The 15,194-nt window shown below is 51.4% G+C and carries 10 protein-coding genes, 1 tRNA gene and 1 riboswitch; of the genes, 6 read left to right on the top strand and 5 right to left on the bottom strand.

Annotation, left to right across the window (positions count from 1 at the left end; genetic code table 11):
• Window positions 1–130 precede the first annotated feature (130 nt).
• Window positions 131–2,512, bottom strand: coding sequence for a ribonucleoside-diphosphate reductase subunit alpha (locus tag H9Q13_RS09225; protein ID WP_191183508.1), 2,382 nt, complete (start codon window positions 2,510–2,512; stop codon window positions 131–133).
• A 354-nt stretch (window positions 2,513–2,866) separates the two neighbouring features.
• Window positions 2,867–3,826: a ribonucleoside-diphosphate reductase small subunit gene (locus H9Q13_RS09220; RefSeq protein WP_191183507.1), complete on the bottom strand. Its 960-nt coding sequence runs from the start codon at window positions 3,824–3,826 to the stop codon at window positions 2,867–2,869.
• A 648-nt stretch (window positions 3,827–4,474) separates the two neighbouring features.
• On the opposite strand from H9Q13_RS09220, the gene rplU reads away from it, so the two are divergent.
• From rplU to metF, 4 genes are all read left to right on the top strand, one after another.
• Window positions 4,475–4,783, top strand: a complete 309-nt coding sequence (gene rplU, locus H9Q13_RS09215; RefSeq protein ID WP_191183506.1) for a 50S ribosomal protein L21 — start codon at window positions 4,475–4,477, stop codon at window positions 4,781–4,783.
• Between the two features lie 70 nt (window positions 4,784–4,853).
• Entirely contained in the window at window positions 4,854–5,123 is a 270-nt protein-coding gene (gene rpmA, locus H9Q13_RS09210) for a 50S ribosomal protein L27 (RefSeq protein WP_191183505.1), read from the top strand.
• A gap of 299 nt (window positions 5,124–5,422) precedes the next feature.
• Window positions 5,423–5,532, top strand: a riboswitch (SAM riboswitch).
• Window positions 5,533–5,602: 70 nt separating this feature from the next.
• Complete coding sequence (metH, locus tag H9Q13_RS09205) at window positions 5,603–9,313, top strand: methionine synthase (protein WP_191183504.1); 3,711 nt, start codon at window positions 5,603–5,605, stop codon at window positions 9,311–9,313.
• 145 nt (window positions 9,314–9,458) lie between these two features.
• Window positions 9,459–10,415 (top strand): methylenetetrahydrofolate reductase [NAD(P)H], encoded by a 957-nt coding sequence (gene metF, locus H9Q13_RS09200; RefSeq protein WP_191183503.1) that lies wholly within the window; start codon window positions 9,459–9,461, stop codon window positions 10,413–10,415.
• 137 nt (window positions 10,416–10,552) lie between these two features.
• Here the strand turns inward: metF and H9Q13_RS09195 are convergent, their stop codons facing one another.
• The 3 genes from H9Q13_RS09195 to hemW form a co-directional block, all read right to left on the bottom strand.
• The gene (locus tag H9Q13_RS09195; RefSeq protein ID WP_191183502.1) at window positions 10,553–11,323 is read right to left on the bottom strand and encodes a cyclase family protein; all 771 of its coding nucleotides are present in this window, start codon (window positions 11,321–11,323) and stop codon (window positions 10,553–10,555) included.
• A gap of 2 nt (window positions 11,324–11,325) precedes the next feature.
• Window positions 11,326–11,745 carry a hypothetical protein gene (locus H9Q13_RS09190; RefSeq protein ID WP_191183501.1) on the bottom strand — a complete coding sequence of 140 codons (420 nt, stop codon included), beginning with the start codon at window positions 11,743–11,745 and terminating at the stop codon, window positions 11,326–11,328.
• An 85-nt stretch (window positions 11,746–11,830) separates the two neighbouring features.
• Window positions 11,831–12,958, bottom strand: a complete 1,128-nt coding sequence (hemW, locus tag H9Q13_RS09185; RefSeq protein WP_191183500.1) for a radical SAM family heme chaperone HemW — start codon at window positions 12,956–12,958, stop codon at window positions 11,831–11,833.
• Between the two features lie 176 nt (window positions 12,959–13,134).
• Between hemW and H9Q13_RS09180 the strand changes: the two genes are divergently transcribed.
• Together H9Q13_RS09180 and H9Q13_RS09175 are read left to right on the top strand one after the other, a co-directional pair.
• Window positions 13,135–14,910, top strand: coding sequence for a BamA/TamA family outer membrane protein (locus H9Q13_RS09180; RefSeq protein ID WP_224744183.1), 1,776 nt, complete (start codon window positions 13,135–13,137; stop codon window positions 14,908–14,910).
• Window positions 14,911–14,993: 83 nt separating this feature from the next.
• Window positions 14,994–15,066 (top strand) — tRNA-Met (locus H9Q13_RS09175).
• Window positions 15,067–15,194 lie beyond the last annotated feature (128 nt).

Raw genomic sequence — 15,194 nt, 5'->3', positions numbered from 1 at the left:
GAGTGGAAGCGGTTCATTTACCGCTGAAGCTCCTTTTTCTTTTACAAAGGAATCAAAAATTTATTTGAAAACAAATTTTCATAAAAAAGGAGAGCTTTTAAGCTCTCCTTTTTTATGAAAATTTGTAAATCTACGATCCGCAAGCTTCGCAAGCGTCTGGGTTGTCCAGGGAGCAGCTCATGTCGCTGCGATTCTGGTCTTGCTGGTTGTAGACTGGCTGCAGGGTCTCGGCGGCTTGTTTCTCCACCGTGAACTTGATGGCGTCTACAGCGGCTTTGGTGCGCAGGTAATACATACCTGTTTTCAGGCCCTTCTTCCAGGCGTGGAAGTGCATGGAGGTCAGCTTACCGAAGTTCACGTTCTGCACGTGCAGGTTCAGCGACTGGCTCTGGCAGATGTACGCGCCACGGTCAGCACTCATATCGATGACCGTACGCTGGCTGATTTCCCATACCGTCTTATACAGGTCTTTGATGTTCTGCGGGATGTTCGGGATATCCTGTACCGAGCCATTGGCTGCAATGATATCCTGCTTCATTTTGTCGTTCCATAGACCCAGGCCGATCAAATCTTTCAGCAAGTGCTTGTTCACGATCATGAACTCACCTGAAAGCACGCGGCGTAGGTATATGTTAGAGGTATAAGGCTCAAACGATTCGTTATTGCCCAGGATCTGCGCAGTGGAAGCCGTCGGCATTGGCGCTACCAACAGCGAGTTGCGCACACCGTGCTCTACAACTTCCTGGCGAAGCTCTTCCCAATCCCAGCGTCCGCTGTCAGGTGTTACACCCCACATATCGAACTGGAACTTGCCTTCGGACAGCGGAGAACCTTTAAACGTCTCGTAAGCACCCTGCTTTTTGGCCAGATCCTTGGAGGCTGTCATGGCAGCGAAGTAGATCGTCTCAAAAATGTCCTTGTTCAGACCACGGGCCTCTTCGCTCTCGAATGGCATACGCAGCGCAATGAAGGTATCGGCAAGTCCCTGCACACCTAATCCGATTGGACGGTGGCGCATGTTGGAGTTGCGGGCTTCAGGTACTGGGTAATAGTTGATATCAATTACCTTGTTCAGGTTCATGGTCACGTGATAGGTCACGTCGAACAGCTTCTGGTGATCAAACACCTTGTGGTTGTTTTCCTCTTTCACGTAGCGTGGCAGCGCCAGGGAAGCCAGGTTACACACGGCAACTTCGTCTTCGCTGGTATACTCCATGATCTCGGTGCAGAGGTTAGAGCTCTTGATGGTGCCCAGGTTCTGTTGGTTGCTCTTGCGGTTGGCCGCGTCTTTGTAGAGCATGTACGGCGTACCAGTCTCGATCTGCGACTCCAGCACGGCAAACCAGAGATCCTGCGCCTTCACGGTCTTGCGGGCACGGCCCTCACGCTCGTACTTCTCGTAGAGACGCTCAAAGTCCTGGCCCCAGCTATCGCCAAGTCCCGGTGCTTCGTTCGGGCAGAACAGGCTCCAGTCGCCGTTCTCCTCCACACGCTTCATGAACAGGTCTGGCGTCCAGAGAGCGTAGAACAGGTCACGGGCGCGGTTCTCTTCCTTGCCATGGTTCTTTTTCAGGTCCAGGAATTCGAAGATATCGGCATGCCAAGGCTCCAGGTATATCGCGAAAGCACCTTTGCGCTTACCGCCGCCCTGGTCCACATAGCGGGCCGTGTCGTTAAACACCTTCAGCATCGGGATGATGCCATTGCTCGTTCCGTTGGTGCCTTTAATGTATGAGCCCGTCGCACGCACATTGTGTATGCTCAGGCCGATGCCGCCGGCGCTCTGCGAGATCTGAGCGCATTGCTTCAGGGTGTCGTAGATGCCTGGTATGCTGTCGTCTTTCATGGCCAGCAGGAAGCACGAAGACAGCTGCGGCTTTGGCGTGCCGGCATTGAATAATGTTGGTGTGGCGTGCGTAAACCACTTCTCAGACATGAGATTATAAGTCTCGATGGCAGATTCGATGTCCTCCTTATGGATACCCACGGCCACACGCATCAACATATGCTGCGGGCGCTCCACAATCTTGCCATCGAGGCGAAGCAGGTAAGAGCGCTCCAGCGTTTTGTATCCGAAATAATCGTAGTTGTAGTCCCGGTCGTAGATGATGGTCGAGTCCAGCGTAGCGGCGTGCTTGCGGATGATCTCATATACATCTTTTGCCAGCAGCGAAGCGTTCTCGCCCGTTTTCGGGTCCTCGTAGGTATAGAGGCGCTTCATCGTGTTGGAGAACGACTTGCTTGTTACCTTGTGCAGGCTCGAGATGGCTACACGGGCCGCCAGCACGGCGTAATCAGGGTGTTTGGTGGTAAGCGAGGCTGCCGTTTCGGCGGCCAGGTTGTCCAGCTCAATGGTCGTTACGCCGTCGTAAATCCCGTCAATTACTTTTTTGGCCACCTCAATCGGCGACACATAGTCCATGTGAAGACCATAGCACAGCTTCTCGATGCGTGCGGTAATTTTGTCGAATTTAACGGATTCGCGTCTGCCGTCTCTTTTAACTACTAACATAGCGTATACATTTAGCGGGTGTCAAATGCCCGGGTTGATTATTAGGTATAGGTATAAATAGGACCACTGCCGACGCAGCAGGTTGATACATGCTAATATTTACATAGGCTAATACGCACATAGGTGCCTAAGCCGTTGAAATACTATACTTTAACAGGTAAAGCCAAATGCTTTCTCAAATGGCAGGGCGACTGCCCCGGATGGCGGTTGTTGCCAGGTATAGATTCCGCTGCTTCAAGGTATGGCATGGATGGCTATACCTGATGCGCCCGGATCATAAAAGGTAATTCAGGAAGGGGCAGACCGGATGTGCTGCTCCTATTGTTCCCTAAACCTACTAAGTATTTCAGTTTCTTAAAAGTCTTCGTCGAGCGAAAAAACGTTTTTGTCTTTGTCGCCCATTACGCCGGCCTTCTGGTACTCCGCTACGCGTTTCTCAAAGAAGTTAGTTTTGCCCTGCAGTGAGATCATCTCCATGAAGTCGAAGGGATTGGTGGCGTTGTAGATCTTGCTGCAGCCCAGCGACACCAGCAGGCGGTCGGCCACAAACTCAATGTACTGACTCATCAGTTTGGCATTCATGCCGATTAGGTCAACCGGCAGCGCGTCTGTTACAAATTCCTGCTCAAACGTCACCGCATCGCGGATGATCTCGTGCACACGGCTCTCCGGCAGCTTTTCGTTCAGCATAGAATAAATCAGGCAGGCGAAATCGCAATGCAGGCCCTCGTCGCGGCTGATCAGTTCGTTAGAGAAGGTCAGGCCTGGCATCAGGCCACGCTTTTTGAGCCAGAAAATAGAGCAGAAAGAACCCGAGAAGAAAATGCCCTCCACGGCCGCAAATGCAATCAAGCGTTCTGTAAAGTTCTCGCTGTTGATCCACTTCAATGCCCATTCACCCTTCTTCTTCACACAAGGCACCGTCTCCAGCGCATTGAACAGGTAGTCCTTCTCAGACTGTTTCTTTATATAGGTGTCAATTAAAAGCGAATAAGTCTCGGCATGGATGTTCTCCATCATGATCTGGAAGCCATAGAAGCAGCGGGCCTCCGGAAGCTGCACCTCCTGCATGAAGTTGATGGCCAGGTTCTCGTTTACGATGCCGTCGGAAGCGGCGAAGAAGGCCAGTACGTGGCTGATAAAGTGGCGCTCACCGTCATTCAGGTTCTCCCAGTCTTTCTGGTCCTGCGAAAGGTCTATCTCTTCAGCGGTCCAAAAGCTGGCTTCTGCCTTTTTATACATCTGCCACACCTCGTCGTGCTGTATCGGAAATAAAACAAAGCGATTCGGGTTTTCTTGTAGTATGGGCTCCATGCGCGTAAACTTTATTGTTATTTAAACTAACAGCGACACTTCGTTACTGTTTTATGATAGTTGTCAGGCTTAAGGCTCACCGTGCCATTTGGCGAGTGGCCGTAAGGTAACAGGTCTTCAAATATAGTGATAAGAACTTGAAACGGCGGGCTAAAGTTGTTCAATTTATTAACACTCCGTTAAGTGTTTGATTGTCCGGTTTTTACCCTGAAATCAACAGGCTTATTAACATGAAATTGTTGACATATATAATTGTTTAAATATAATAATGAAACTATTAATTCTCTGTTAAGTGCCGAAAAGTGCAAGGGTTGGGTGTTTAAACAAGGGGCTAGGCAGTTTTGGTGCGTGTAAAATCCAAAAAGGTTGAAGCGGTAGACTGGGTCCGGTGTCTGTTTTCCCTGAGAGGCGCAGCTAGTTGTGGAAAACTTAATTCAATGATTTTTGTGGCAAGATTCTGCTGTTTAAGGTGTTGTGGCTGTTTTGAGTAAGTGCGAAAAATTTGTCCACAGATGTCAACACCGTTATCCACATGGTTGTGCATGACAGTTGAAAAAACAGAAAGAATTAAGAAACAATGATTTGCATATTAAATATTAGACCACTAATTTTGCAGACTTAAATTTTCATAAACATACATTGAAGCTGATGTACGCAATTGTAGAAATCGCAGGTCAACAGACCAAGGTAGAGGCCGGAAGGTTCATCTACGCTAGCAAGCTTTCCGGCAATGATGGTGACGCCGTTGAGTTCACCAATGTTCTTCTTACTGATGATAACGGCACTGTAAAATTAGGTGCTCCTTTCGTTGACGGTGTTAAAGTGGTTGGAAAAATCCTTGGCAACGTGAAAGGCGACAAAGTGATCGTTTTCAAAAAGAAGAGAAGAAAAGGATACCGCAAGAAGAATGGCCACCGCCAGCACTTCACGAAGGTCCTGATCGAGAGCATTGGTTAAGCAGTAAGAAGAAATTAAACGTAAAACCTTTTCGGGCTTGGCTTGCCAACCTGATTAAACAGTAAAGAAAATGGCACACAAAAAAGGAGCTGGTAGTTCTAATAACGGCCGCGAGTCACATTCCAAAAGACTTGGTGTTAAGATTTACGGTGGCCAGGACATTATCGCTGGTAACATCATTGTAAGACAAAGAGGTACTGCTCACCACCCAGGTCAGAACGTGGGTATGGGCAAAGACCACACACTGTTCGCTATGGTTGACGGTGTAGTTCAATTCAAAAAAGGCGTGAAGAACCGTTCATACGTTTCTGTATTGCCTAAAGTAGAAGCAGAAGCCTAATTCTGACGATACGACAGGCCTCCGGGCTTGAAAAAATAAAAGGGGCTGCCATGGCAGCCCCTTTTATTTTTAAGGTATAGCAAGAATTAAACACCCAAAGGTCAACCAAGGGGCGGGAATGCCGTAAAAGAAGATATAAAGAGTTATAGCGTGAAAACAATTAAACTCTTTTAGGAAAGGGACACTTTTGGTGTCCCTTTCTGTTTTATGGACAATTGATTATTGCCATGCTCTTTCTATAATTATATTCTGGTGAAACAAAAGTTCGCGTTTTGCGGATAAGTGTTTACCTTTACAGCTTCTTATCAAGAAAGACCGAGGGATTGGGCCCTATGACGTCTTAGCAACCTTGTATCAGCCTGGTGCTAATTCCCTTCTCAGCTATACCTTGGCTGGGAGAAGATAAGAGAGTATATCCTGCCTGGGGTGTCCTTCTTGATAAGCGCATATGTAGACTTAACAAAGAGGGGACACCAAACATGACCAAAACCCATCCGATTTATAACTTGCTGCGGGAGCGTGTGCTCGTGCTCGACGGAGCCATGGGGACCATGATCCAGCGATACCAGCTTTCGGAGAGCGATTTCCGTGGTGAGCGCTTCAGGGACCATCCATCCGACCTCAAAGGCAACAACGACCTGCTTTCCATCACGCGGCCTGACATTATCAAAGCTATCCACTCTGAGTACCTCGAAGCCGGCGCTGATATTATTGAAACAAATACGTTCAGCGGTACCAGCATTGCGATGGCAGACTACGGTTTGGAGCATGTGGTGTATGAACTCAATTACGAATCGGCGAAAATTGCCCGTGAGGCCGCTGATGCAGTAGAGGCGAAAGATCCGGCACACAAACGCTTCGTAGCTGGTGCCATCGGCCCAACCAACCGCACTGCTTCCCTCTCCCCCGATGTGAACAACCCCGGCTACCGTGCCATCACTTTCGACCAGCTGGTAGCAGCCTACTACGAGCAGGTGCGCGGTTTGGTGGACGGTGGGGCAGACCTGCTGCTGGTGGAAACGGTGTTCGACACACTAAACTGCAAAGCAGCTCTCTTTGCGATACAGCAGCATGTGAACGACGGCGGCAAAGAGTTGCCGATCATGGTATCGGGTACCATCACCGATGCCAGCGGCCGTACCTTGTCTGGCCAGACGGTGGAGGCTTTCTGGAATTCGATCTCGCATGCGCCTATTCTGAGTGTAGGCTTTAACTGTGCCCTGGGAGCACGTCAGCTCAAAACACATATTCAGGAGTTGGCTCGCATCTCAGACTGTTACATTAGCGCTTATCCCAACGCCGGTCTGCCGAATGCCTTTGGCGGCTATGACGAAACCGCCGAGCAGATGGGGGCCATTGTGGAGGAGTATCTGAAAGAGGGACTGGTAAATGTGTTGGGTGGTTGTTGTGGCACGACGCCAGTACACACCAAAGTAATCGCAGACTTAGTGCGAAAGTATAAACCGCACGTTCCCACTCCAGTAGCCCCTCTCCCCCGCTACAGCGGCCTCGAGCCTCTCACCATCACAGCAGATACGCTTTTTGTAAATATCGGCGAACGTACCAATGTCACGGGCTCCAGGAAATTCTCCCGCCTGATCGTGGATGGCAAATTTGAAGAAGCCCTCTCGGTTGCCCGCCAGCAGGTAGAGGGTGGTGCCCAGATCATCGACGTGAACATGGACGAAGGGATGCTCGACTCAGAGCAGGCCATGACAGACTTCCTCCACCTGATCGCATCCGAGCCCGATATCGCCAAGCTGCCCATCATGATCGACTCTTCCAAGTGGAGTGTGATCGAAGCCGGGTTGAAGTGCGTGCAGGGCAAATCCATTGTCAACTCCATTTCCCTGAAAGAAGGTGAAGATATCTTCCGGAAACTCGCCTGCAAGGTGCGTCAGTACGGAGCGGCGGTAGTAGTGATGGCATTTGACGAGCAGGGCCAGGCCGATACCCTGCCACGGCGCATCGAGGTATGTGAGCGCTCCTACCGCATATTGGTTGACGAAGTAGGCTTCCCACCCCAGGACATTATTTTCGACCCGAACATTCTGGCCATTGCCACAGGTATAGAGGAGCACAGCAACTACGCGATCGACTACCTGGAGGCGGTAAAGTGGATAAAAGCCAATTTGCCGCATGCACAGGTGAGCGGCGGTGTAAGTAATCTGTCTTTCTCTTTCCGGGGCAATGATTTGGTGCGGGAAGCCATGCATACCGTGTTCCTGTACCACGCCGTGCAGGCAGGTATGGACATGGGCATCGTAAACGCCGGTATGCTGGGCATTTACGAAGAGGTGCCGATCGAGCTGCGCAACCTGATTGAGGACGTGATTTTTAACCGACACCCCGACGCAACCGAGAAGCTGGTAAACTACGCCGACACGATCAAAGGGAAAGGCAAGACAGCCACCGCCGCTGACAACACCTGGCGGGAAGCTCCGGTAGAAGAACGCCTGAAGCATGCCTTAGTGCGCGGTATAGTCGATTACATAGACGAGGACACCGAAGAAGCCCGGCAGAAAGCCACGAAAACCCTGGATGTGATCGAGAGGCCGCTGATGGCAGGTATGTCAGTGGTGGGCGACTTGTTCGGGTCTGGCAAAATTTTTCTGCCGCAGGTGGTGAAAAGCGCCCGTGTGATGAAGAAGTCAGTAGCCTACCTTTTGCCGTTTATGGAGCAGGAGAAGCTGGCCTCCGACACCTCTAAGTCAACGGCTGGCACTATCTTGATGGCCACTGTGAAGGGCGACGTGCACGATATCGGCAAAAACATTGTGGGTGTGGTGCTGGCCTGCAATAATTACGAGGTAATAGACTTGGGCGTGATGGTACAGCTGGACAGGATCTTGTCAGAGGCCCAGGCGCAGCAGGTGGACATTATTGGGCTGAGCGGCCTCATCACGCCTTCACTGGACGAGATGGTGTACGTGGCGCAGGAGATGGAGCGTCGGGGCATGAAGATTCCGTTGCTCATTGGTGGCGCTACCACTTCCCGGGTACACACCGCCGTGAAGATTGCGCCGCAGTACAGTGGCCCGGTGGTGCATGTGCACGACGCTTCGCGCAGCGTGACGGTGGTCAGCAACCTGCTGGGCAGCAACCGCGACAGCTACATCGCTGAAATAAAGGCGGAATATGAGAAACTGCGGGAAGATCACCTGAGCCGGACCAAAGACCGCGCCTTTGCAAGTATAGCCGAGGCCCGTTCCAATAAGTACAAAGTAGACTGGTCGGCAACCGAGGTAACCAAGCCAAGCTTTACCGGAAACAAGGTATACACCAACTATCCTTTAGAAAAGATCATCCCTTACATCGACTGGACGCCTTTCTTCCATACTTGGGAACTCAAGCGGCAGTACCCGAAAATTCTGAACGATCCGGAGTTGGGGCGGGAAGCCACCAAACTGTTTGCCGACGCACAGGCCATGCTGCAGGAGATCGTGGACAGGCAGTTGCTTGAGGCGCGGGCCGTAGTAGGTTTCTACCCGGCCAACGTGGAGGCCGACGATACGATTGCCGTATACGCCGACGATTCACGTGAAAACGTGCTGACTGAGTTCCATACCTTGCGACAGCAGGGCAAGAAAGGGGCAAACGTGCCCAACCTCGCCTTCTCCGATTTTGTGGCGCCGAGAGAAACAGGTATAGCCGATTACATAGGTGGCTTTGTGGTGTCGGCTGGCTTCGGCATCGAGAAACTTTTGGAGCAGTACGAGACGGAGCACGACGACTATCGGGCCATCATGGTCAAAGCCCTGGCTGACCGCCTGGCCGAAGCATTCGCCGAGCACATGCACGAAAAGGTGCGCAAAGAGCTCTGGGGCTACTCACCGGACGAGCAATTGGACAACGAGGGCCTGATTAAAGAGCAATACAAAGGTATACGCCCTGCTCCCGGCTACCCCGGCTGCCCCGACCACACCGAAAAGATCACACTGTTCAACTTGCTGAAGGCAGAAGAAACGGGTGTGATCCTGACTGAGAATTTGGCCATGCATCCGGCATCCTCGGTCAGCGGCCTATACTTCTCCCATCCGGACTCCCGCTATTTCGGCCTCGGCAAGATAGGTGAGGACCAGGTGGCTGACATTGCCTGGCGCAAAGGGATGGCCAAGGAGGAACTGGAGCGCTGGCTCTCACCCAACCTGAACTACGAACCAAAGCCGGTAGCGCAGCAGACGGTGTAAAAAAGATGTTAGATCGTAGATGCTAGACTTTAGACATGTGTTTTGGAGAGATTAGTTTCTTTCAGTAGTCATGAAGTTAACATCAGCATAAGAGCAAAATGGTCTAACATCTAACATCTAGAATCTAAAATCTAAGAAACATAAATTGAAAGTAACCGAGCACTTCCAGAACGCTAACGGCAGAACGCTATTCACCTTCGAAATTCTGCCGCCGCTCAAGGGCGAGAACATGAAGACTTTGTTCAGCCACATCGATCCACTGATGGAGTTTAAGCCGCCTTTTATCGACGTGACTTACCATCGGGAGGAGTATGTCTACAAAACGCGTGAGAACGGTCTGCTGGAAAAGCGCACTACCCGCAAACGACCGGGCACAGTAGGTATTTGCGCCGCCATCCAAAACCACTACAAAGTGGACACGGTGCCGCACCTGATCTGCGGCGGTTTTAGCAAGGAGGAAACAGAGAATGCACTCATAGACCTGCACTTCCTGGGTATAGACAATATGCTGGTGCTGCGTGGCGACTGCGTGAAAAGCGAACAGCGCTTTGTTCCGGAGCCGGGGGGGCATCACTATGCCTCGGAGCTGATACAGCAAGTGGTTGATATGAACAACGGTTGCTACCTGGATGATGAGCAGGTGAGCAACAACTGCACTGATTTTTGCATTGGGGTGGCAGGTTATCCAGAGAAGCACTTCGAAGCTCCGAATATGAAATCGGACCTGCGTTGGCTAAAAAAGAAAGTGGAGCTGGGCGCTGAGTACATCGTGACGCAGATGTTCTTCGATAACCAAAAGTATTTCGATTTCGTGAAGCATTGCCGCGAGGAAGGTATAGATGTGCCGATTATACCTGGCTTAAAGCCGATGACCACTAAAACGCAGCTGACCTTGCTGCCGAGCCTGTTTCATATCGAGATCCCTTGCGACCTGGGTGACGCCATAGAGAACTGCCCGGATAACAAGGCGGCCGCACAGATTGGTGTGGAGTGGGCGATCAAGCAATCGAAAGAGCTGATGGAATTTGGTGTGCCTTGCCTGCACTACTACTCCATGGGGAAGTCGGAATCAGTTAGAAAGGTAGCAGAGGCACTGTTTTGATCGATAGACCTTGGGGTGTTTACAAAACTCGCAAGTGTTTATACCGATAGCCGTTGCTATACCTGATGGTGCGTTTCTTTTAAGGCTGTTGGTTCAGACGTTCGGAGAAGCTTCGCACACTCAGGAGGCTGCTATACCTACAAGGTCGGGAAATCAGGCGACAGTTTGTAGAGCACCGGCTTGCTGGGGCTGGCGTCAAGCTGCAGGCTGGCGATCTGGATATTCAGCAGGTATAGCCCATCTGCAATGTGGTCGGGCACATAGATGAGTTCGGTGATGGTGGCACCGCAGCGGGTATTTTTGGGGTACTGCCAAAAAGCATGGTGGCAGAGCAATTTGCCTTCGTCTAGTTCGCGGTCCACGGAGGGCAGGTCCAGGAGCAGATGCTGTACGCCCTTCTCAGCCAGGTACTGCCCGATGGCAGGTTCCAGATAAGGCGGATTGGTGCCGGAATAGTGGCAGGTAAGCTTTTCGTCTGTATTAGGGAGCGTACGCAGTACGACTGCTTCAGGCTTTATACCTTGCAGTTGCTTTTCCAACTCTTCCAGCAGTACCACTTCATCGCCATTCTCCTGTTTTTGCGGTGTTACGGTAATCAGCTGCGCCACGAACAGGAAGCGTTTCAGGCAATTGTGGATGGTGGCGTTTTCATCGGCAGAAATGTGGCCGTAACACTCCGTATGCGTACCATTGCCGTGGGGCGTCACGTGCACCCGCTTGTAATTGGTGGTGCCTCCTTCAGCCACGCTTCCCACAAAATCACCTACCCGGATCACATCAAAAGCTACGGGCTCTGCCCAAAAACATTCTGGCTGTAATTGCTTGTCGTGCAGCGGCATGGAGATGTCCAGCGGCTGCAGCGGGTTGAAGGTATAGGACTGGTTGTGGTGCGAAATAGTAGCGGTCATCGTTATAAAGTATCTTCCAAAAGCCACAGCAAGGCGGCTTTGTCGGTGCTGAAATTTCTGACTTCAAAATTAACAGTTCCCATTGCTTCAGCCCGGGTTATAACTGATTCAAAAGTTAATCTGTTAAAAACGTTGTCCGGAAGCACACGCGCCAGTTTTTTTATACCTAGCTCCGAAAGCGATTTGTAATAGGTCGTCGATAGCCACTCTTTTGTCTCCGGAAGGAGCTTTCCTATTAGGAGAGCACTCAGCAGGAGCTTATCCGATTCGGTTTCCCTTAAAAACTGGTTGATTCTATCGGCGGTTACGACCATCTCGTCGTGCTCCACCGGCCGCAACCAGGCGTTCATAATCACCCCGTTGCGTCGGTCAATACTTATTCGGCTGATGTCGTTCTGGTAAAGTGTTTCTAATACCTGCATAATGGTCAGAAGAGGTAGCTTAAGCGCCAGTTTCTTATCAAATCTACGAATAAATCTGATGGGATGTATCAGGTTGAGTTTGCGGCTAACCCACAAACAGGTCCAGTGTAATCTGGTCGGCGAGCAATTTGCCTTTGTCTGTCAGGTATAGCACGTCCTCTGCAATCCAGGCCAGGTCTTTTTGGTGGAGTTCCTGCAGGTATACGTGGTGCATGGCCGCTAAGTCATAGCTATACCTGTTGCGCATGATCGCCAGGTCGCAGCCCCAGATGGTACGGAGCGTCGTTAGGAGGTAGTCATTGGCCTGGTCTGCGAGCGTGAGTTCTTCCAGTTCGAATGGCACCACGCCCTGGCCGATCGCTTCCGTATACTTCCTGTTATGCGACACATTGTATTGCCGGCTGTGGCCGTTGAAAGAGTGCGCACTCGGCCCCACCCCCAGGTAATGCACCCCACGCCAGTAATTGCTGTTATGCTTCGACTCGTGTCTGGGTTTACTGAAGTTGGATACCTCGTACTGCACATAGCCATGCTGCTTCATCTGCTCCAGCAGGATCTCGAACTGCTGCGCCGTAAATTCATCTTCCGACGGTTTGAACGAGCCTTTTTTACTCCAGCGGCCAAAAGCGGTGTCGGGTTCGATGGTGAGGGCGTAACAGGAAACATGCTGCACGTTAAGCGAGAAGAGCGTTTTCAGATCCTCCCTCCAAATGCTGTGGTCCGGTGCAGGTATACCGTAAATCAGGTCCACGGTGATGTTGTCGAAGCCGGCGGCCTGTGCGTCGTGCACGCACTGCAGGCTCTCGGTCGCGTTGTGGGCACGGTTCATCATGCGCAGGTGCGGCTCATGGAAGGACTGCAGTCCGATGCTCAGCCGGTTTATACCTGCGGCCCTGAGTTCCTGCAGTTTTTCCGGCGAAAGGTCGTCGGGGTTGGCCTCCAGTGTTATTTCCGCCTCGTCCGAAACTATATATAACCTTTTGATGGTTTGCAGAAGAAGTTGCAGCTCCTCTTGCGTGAGCAACGACGGTGTGCCGCCTCCAAAGTAGATGGTGTGCACCGGCTGACCCTGCAGATAATCCTGTCGAAGTTCCAGTTCACGGACAATGGCCTGTATGGTAGCAGATTTGAGTCCCATAGAGGTGCTGAAGTGGAAATCGCAGTAGTGACAGGCCTGCTTGCAGAAAGGAATATGAAGGTATATGCCGGACAAGGGTTTAATTGTTAAATTGTTGGATTGTTAAATTGTTGGTTTGTTCGTGCAATATGTAAAAATAGCATGCGAGAAACCGTTCAGGCAGTCTTACCTTTGCAGGCAAGCTATTGAGTGCATGTTTCTTAAAAGAGAAACAATTTAGCCATTAAACAATTCAACCATATAGCGTACAAATGTACAAAATCGCTGTCTTAGTCTTGTGCTTATTCGTGTGGCTGCCATTGGCGCAGGCGCAGGACAAGCCGCCGGTTCCCAAACCGGTGCCCCAGCAGACAAAGGCAGCGCTCCAGGTATATGCGGACGCTACCGACCGGCAGGTGCTACGCCAATACAACTACCGCACCCAACTGGCCGACTCCCTGGAAGCCAGTAAGGAGATACGGGCGCTGGTGCAGCGCCTGCACCAGGATGCTTACCTGCTGGCCTCCGCCGACAGTTCCTATCAACGCGGCGACACGCTCCACGTGAAACTGCACATCGGCAACCGATTCGACTGGGCCGAGCTGCGCAACGGCAACCTAAGCGAAGGTATACTGGTGGAGTCAGGCTTTCGGGAGAAGTTCTATCGCCATGTGCCATTCAAACCGGCTGAGTATGCCAAGTTACAGCAGCGGATACTGGACTACGCCGAGCGCAACGGCTACCCGTTTGCCTCCGTCTGGCTGGACTCCATTCAGATCAAAGACAATAAAATATCGGCCGCCCTGATGGTCGAGAAAGCCTTTGTGGTGACCTATGACTCGGTGCAGGTGATGGGCGGCAGCAAGACGCAGCCAAAGTTCCTGATGCGCTATCTGCAGCTATACCCTGGGCAACCCTATAACCAGGACCAGGTGCTGGCGTCGCAGCGCATGCTCACGGCACTGCCTTATATCAAGATGATCCGTCCGCCGCAAGTGCAGTTTGCCCGCGACAAAGCCCGGGTCATCTACTTTATCGAAGACCGGCAAGCCAATCAGCTGGACGGTGTCGTAGGGTTCCTGCCTGACCCGAGCCGCACGGGAAACAAACTCTTAATTACCGGAGAAGCCAACCTGAACATCCGTAACATCAAGGGTAGCGGCAAACAACTGGGGCTGCAGTGGCGGCGCGTGAACCGGGGTTCTGTTATCCTTAATGGCGAATACCTGCATCCCAACATTCTGGGTACTCCCTTCGAACTGGGCACGCGTTTTGGGTTGCTCAAGCAGGACTCGTCCTTTATTACGGTGCAGCCGCGTGTGCAACTGGCTTACAATACCATCCGGTATGGCCGCTTCAGCGTGTTCACGGAGTGGCGTAACTCCCGCATTCTTTCAACGGCTAGCCCGCAAAGCCTGAAAGCGCTGGACCTGGCCGACGCCCGCACCAACACTTACGGACTGAATTACCTGTGGAACAACCTGGATGACTTCTATTTTCCGCGCAAAGGTCGCCTGGTGGAGCTGCAGTTAGCTGCAGGCAAAAAGAAACTGTTGCGCAACCCCAGTCTGGAAAAGGAGTTTTATGACACACTGGAGCTCAACACGACACAACTGAGCCTGGGCCTGCGGCTGGAGAATTTCTTCCGGCTGGGCAAGAGCAGTGCTTTGCTGGCCAGACTGCGTGGAGAGGCTTTGCTCAACGACCAGATTTTCCTGAACGACATGTACCGTATCGGCGGGCTGGCCTCCTTGCGGGGCTTTGATGAGTACTTCTTCTATGCGTCTGCCTACGGCGTTGGCACGCTGGAATACCGCCTGTTCACGGCCGACGACTCCTACGTGCTGCTCTTCTATGACCAAGGCTATTACCGCAGCGACCTGGAGCAGTCGAAGGGCGAAGGGCTGCCTTTGGGCGTTGGAGGAGGTATAAGCTTCAGCACTGGCGCAGGAATTTTTCAGTTAGTTTATTCCGTCGGTAAATCAGAGCAGCAGCCTATGTCGCTGAGAGCCTCGAAGATACACTTCGGGATTACCAGTAAGTTTTAAAAGAAGGCAATTTTTTTGCTGTTTTTGGCAACCAATGCTTGCATAGTAAGTATGTTTATACTACTTTTGTAACACAATAACAGTGCGGGATGGAGCAGTTGGTAGCTCGTTGGGCTCATAACCCAAAGGTCACAGGTTCGAGTCCTGTTCCCGCTACCTAGAGAAGCCTGATTCAGAAATGAGTCAGGCTTTTTTTATTTCCTTTCTTCATTAGTCAAGCCTCTTAAACGCTGTACTCTCGTTCCCATAGTAGCAACCGCCGCTTAATTAGGCATAATATTACG

The sequence above is a fragment of the Pontibacter aquaedesilientis genome (assembly GCF_014773225.1).
In the GTDB taxonomy this organism is placed as follows: domain Bacteria; phylum Bacteroidota; class Bacteroidia; order Cytophagales; family Hymenobacteraceae; genus Pontibacter; species Pontibacter aquaedesilientis.
The sequence above is the reverse complement of the archived record's forward strand: the minus strand, read 5'-3'. Positions and strand labels throughout refer to the sequence as shown.

What these genes read in the sequence shown, in the direction of transcription:
- H9Q13_RS09225 (WP_191183508.1), bottom strand. Translation starts at nt 2,512, where the DNA reads ATGTTAGTAGTTAAAAGAGACGGCAGACGCGAATCCGTTAAATTCGAC.
- H9Q13_RS09220 (WP_191183507.1), bottom strand. Translation starts at nt 3,826, where the DNA reads ATGGAGCCCATACTACAAGAAAACCCGAATCGCTTTGTTTTATTTCCG.
- rplU (WP_191183506.1), top strand. Translation starts at nt 4,475, where the DNA reads ATGTACGCAATTGTAGAAATCGCAGGTCAACAGACCAAGGTAGAGGCC.
- rpmA (WP_191183505.1), top strand. Translation starts at nt 4,854, where the DNA reads ATGGCACACAAAAAAGGAGCTGGTAGTTCTAATAACGGCCGCGAGTCA.
- metH (WP_191183504.1), top strand. Translation starts at nt 5,603, where the DNA reads ATGACCAAAACCCATCCGATTTATAACTTGCTGCGGGAGCGTGTGCTC.
- H9Q13_RS09195 (WP_191183502.1), bottom strand. Translation starts at nt 11,323, where the DNA reads ATGACCGCTACTATTTCGCACCACAACCAGTCCTATACCTTCAACCCG.
- H9Q13_RS09190 (WP_191183501.1), bottom strand. Translation starts at nt 11,745, where the DNA reads ATGCAGGTATTAGAAACACTTTACCAGAACGACATCAGCCGAATAAGT.
- H9Q13_RS09180 (WP_224744183.1), top strand. Translation starts at nt 13,135, where the DNA reads ATGTACAAAATCGCTGTCTTAGTCTTGTGCTTATTCGTGTGGCTGCCA.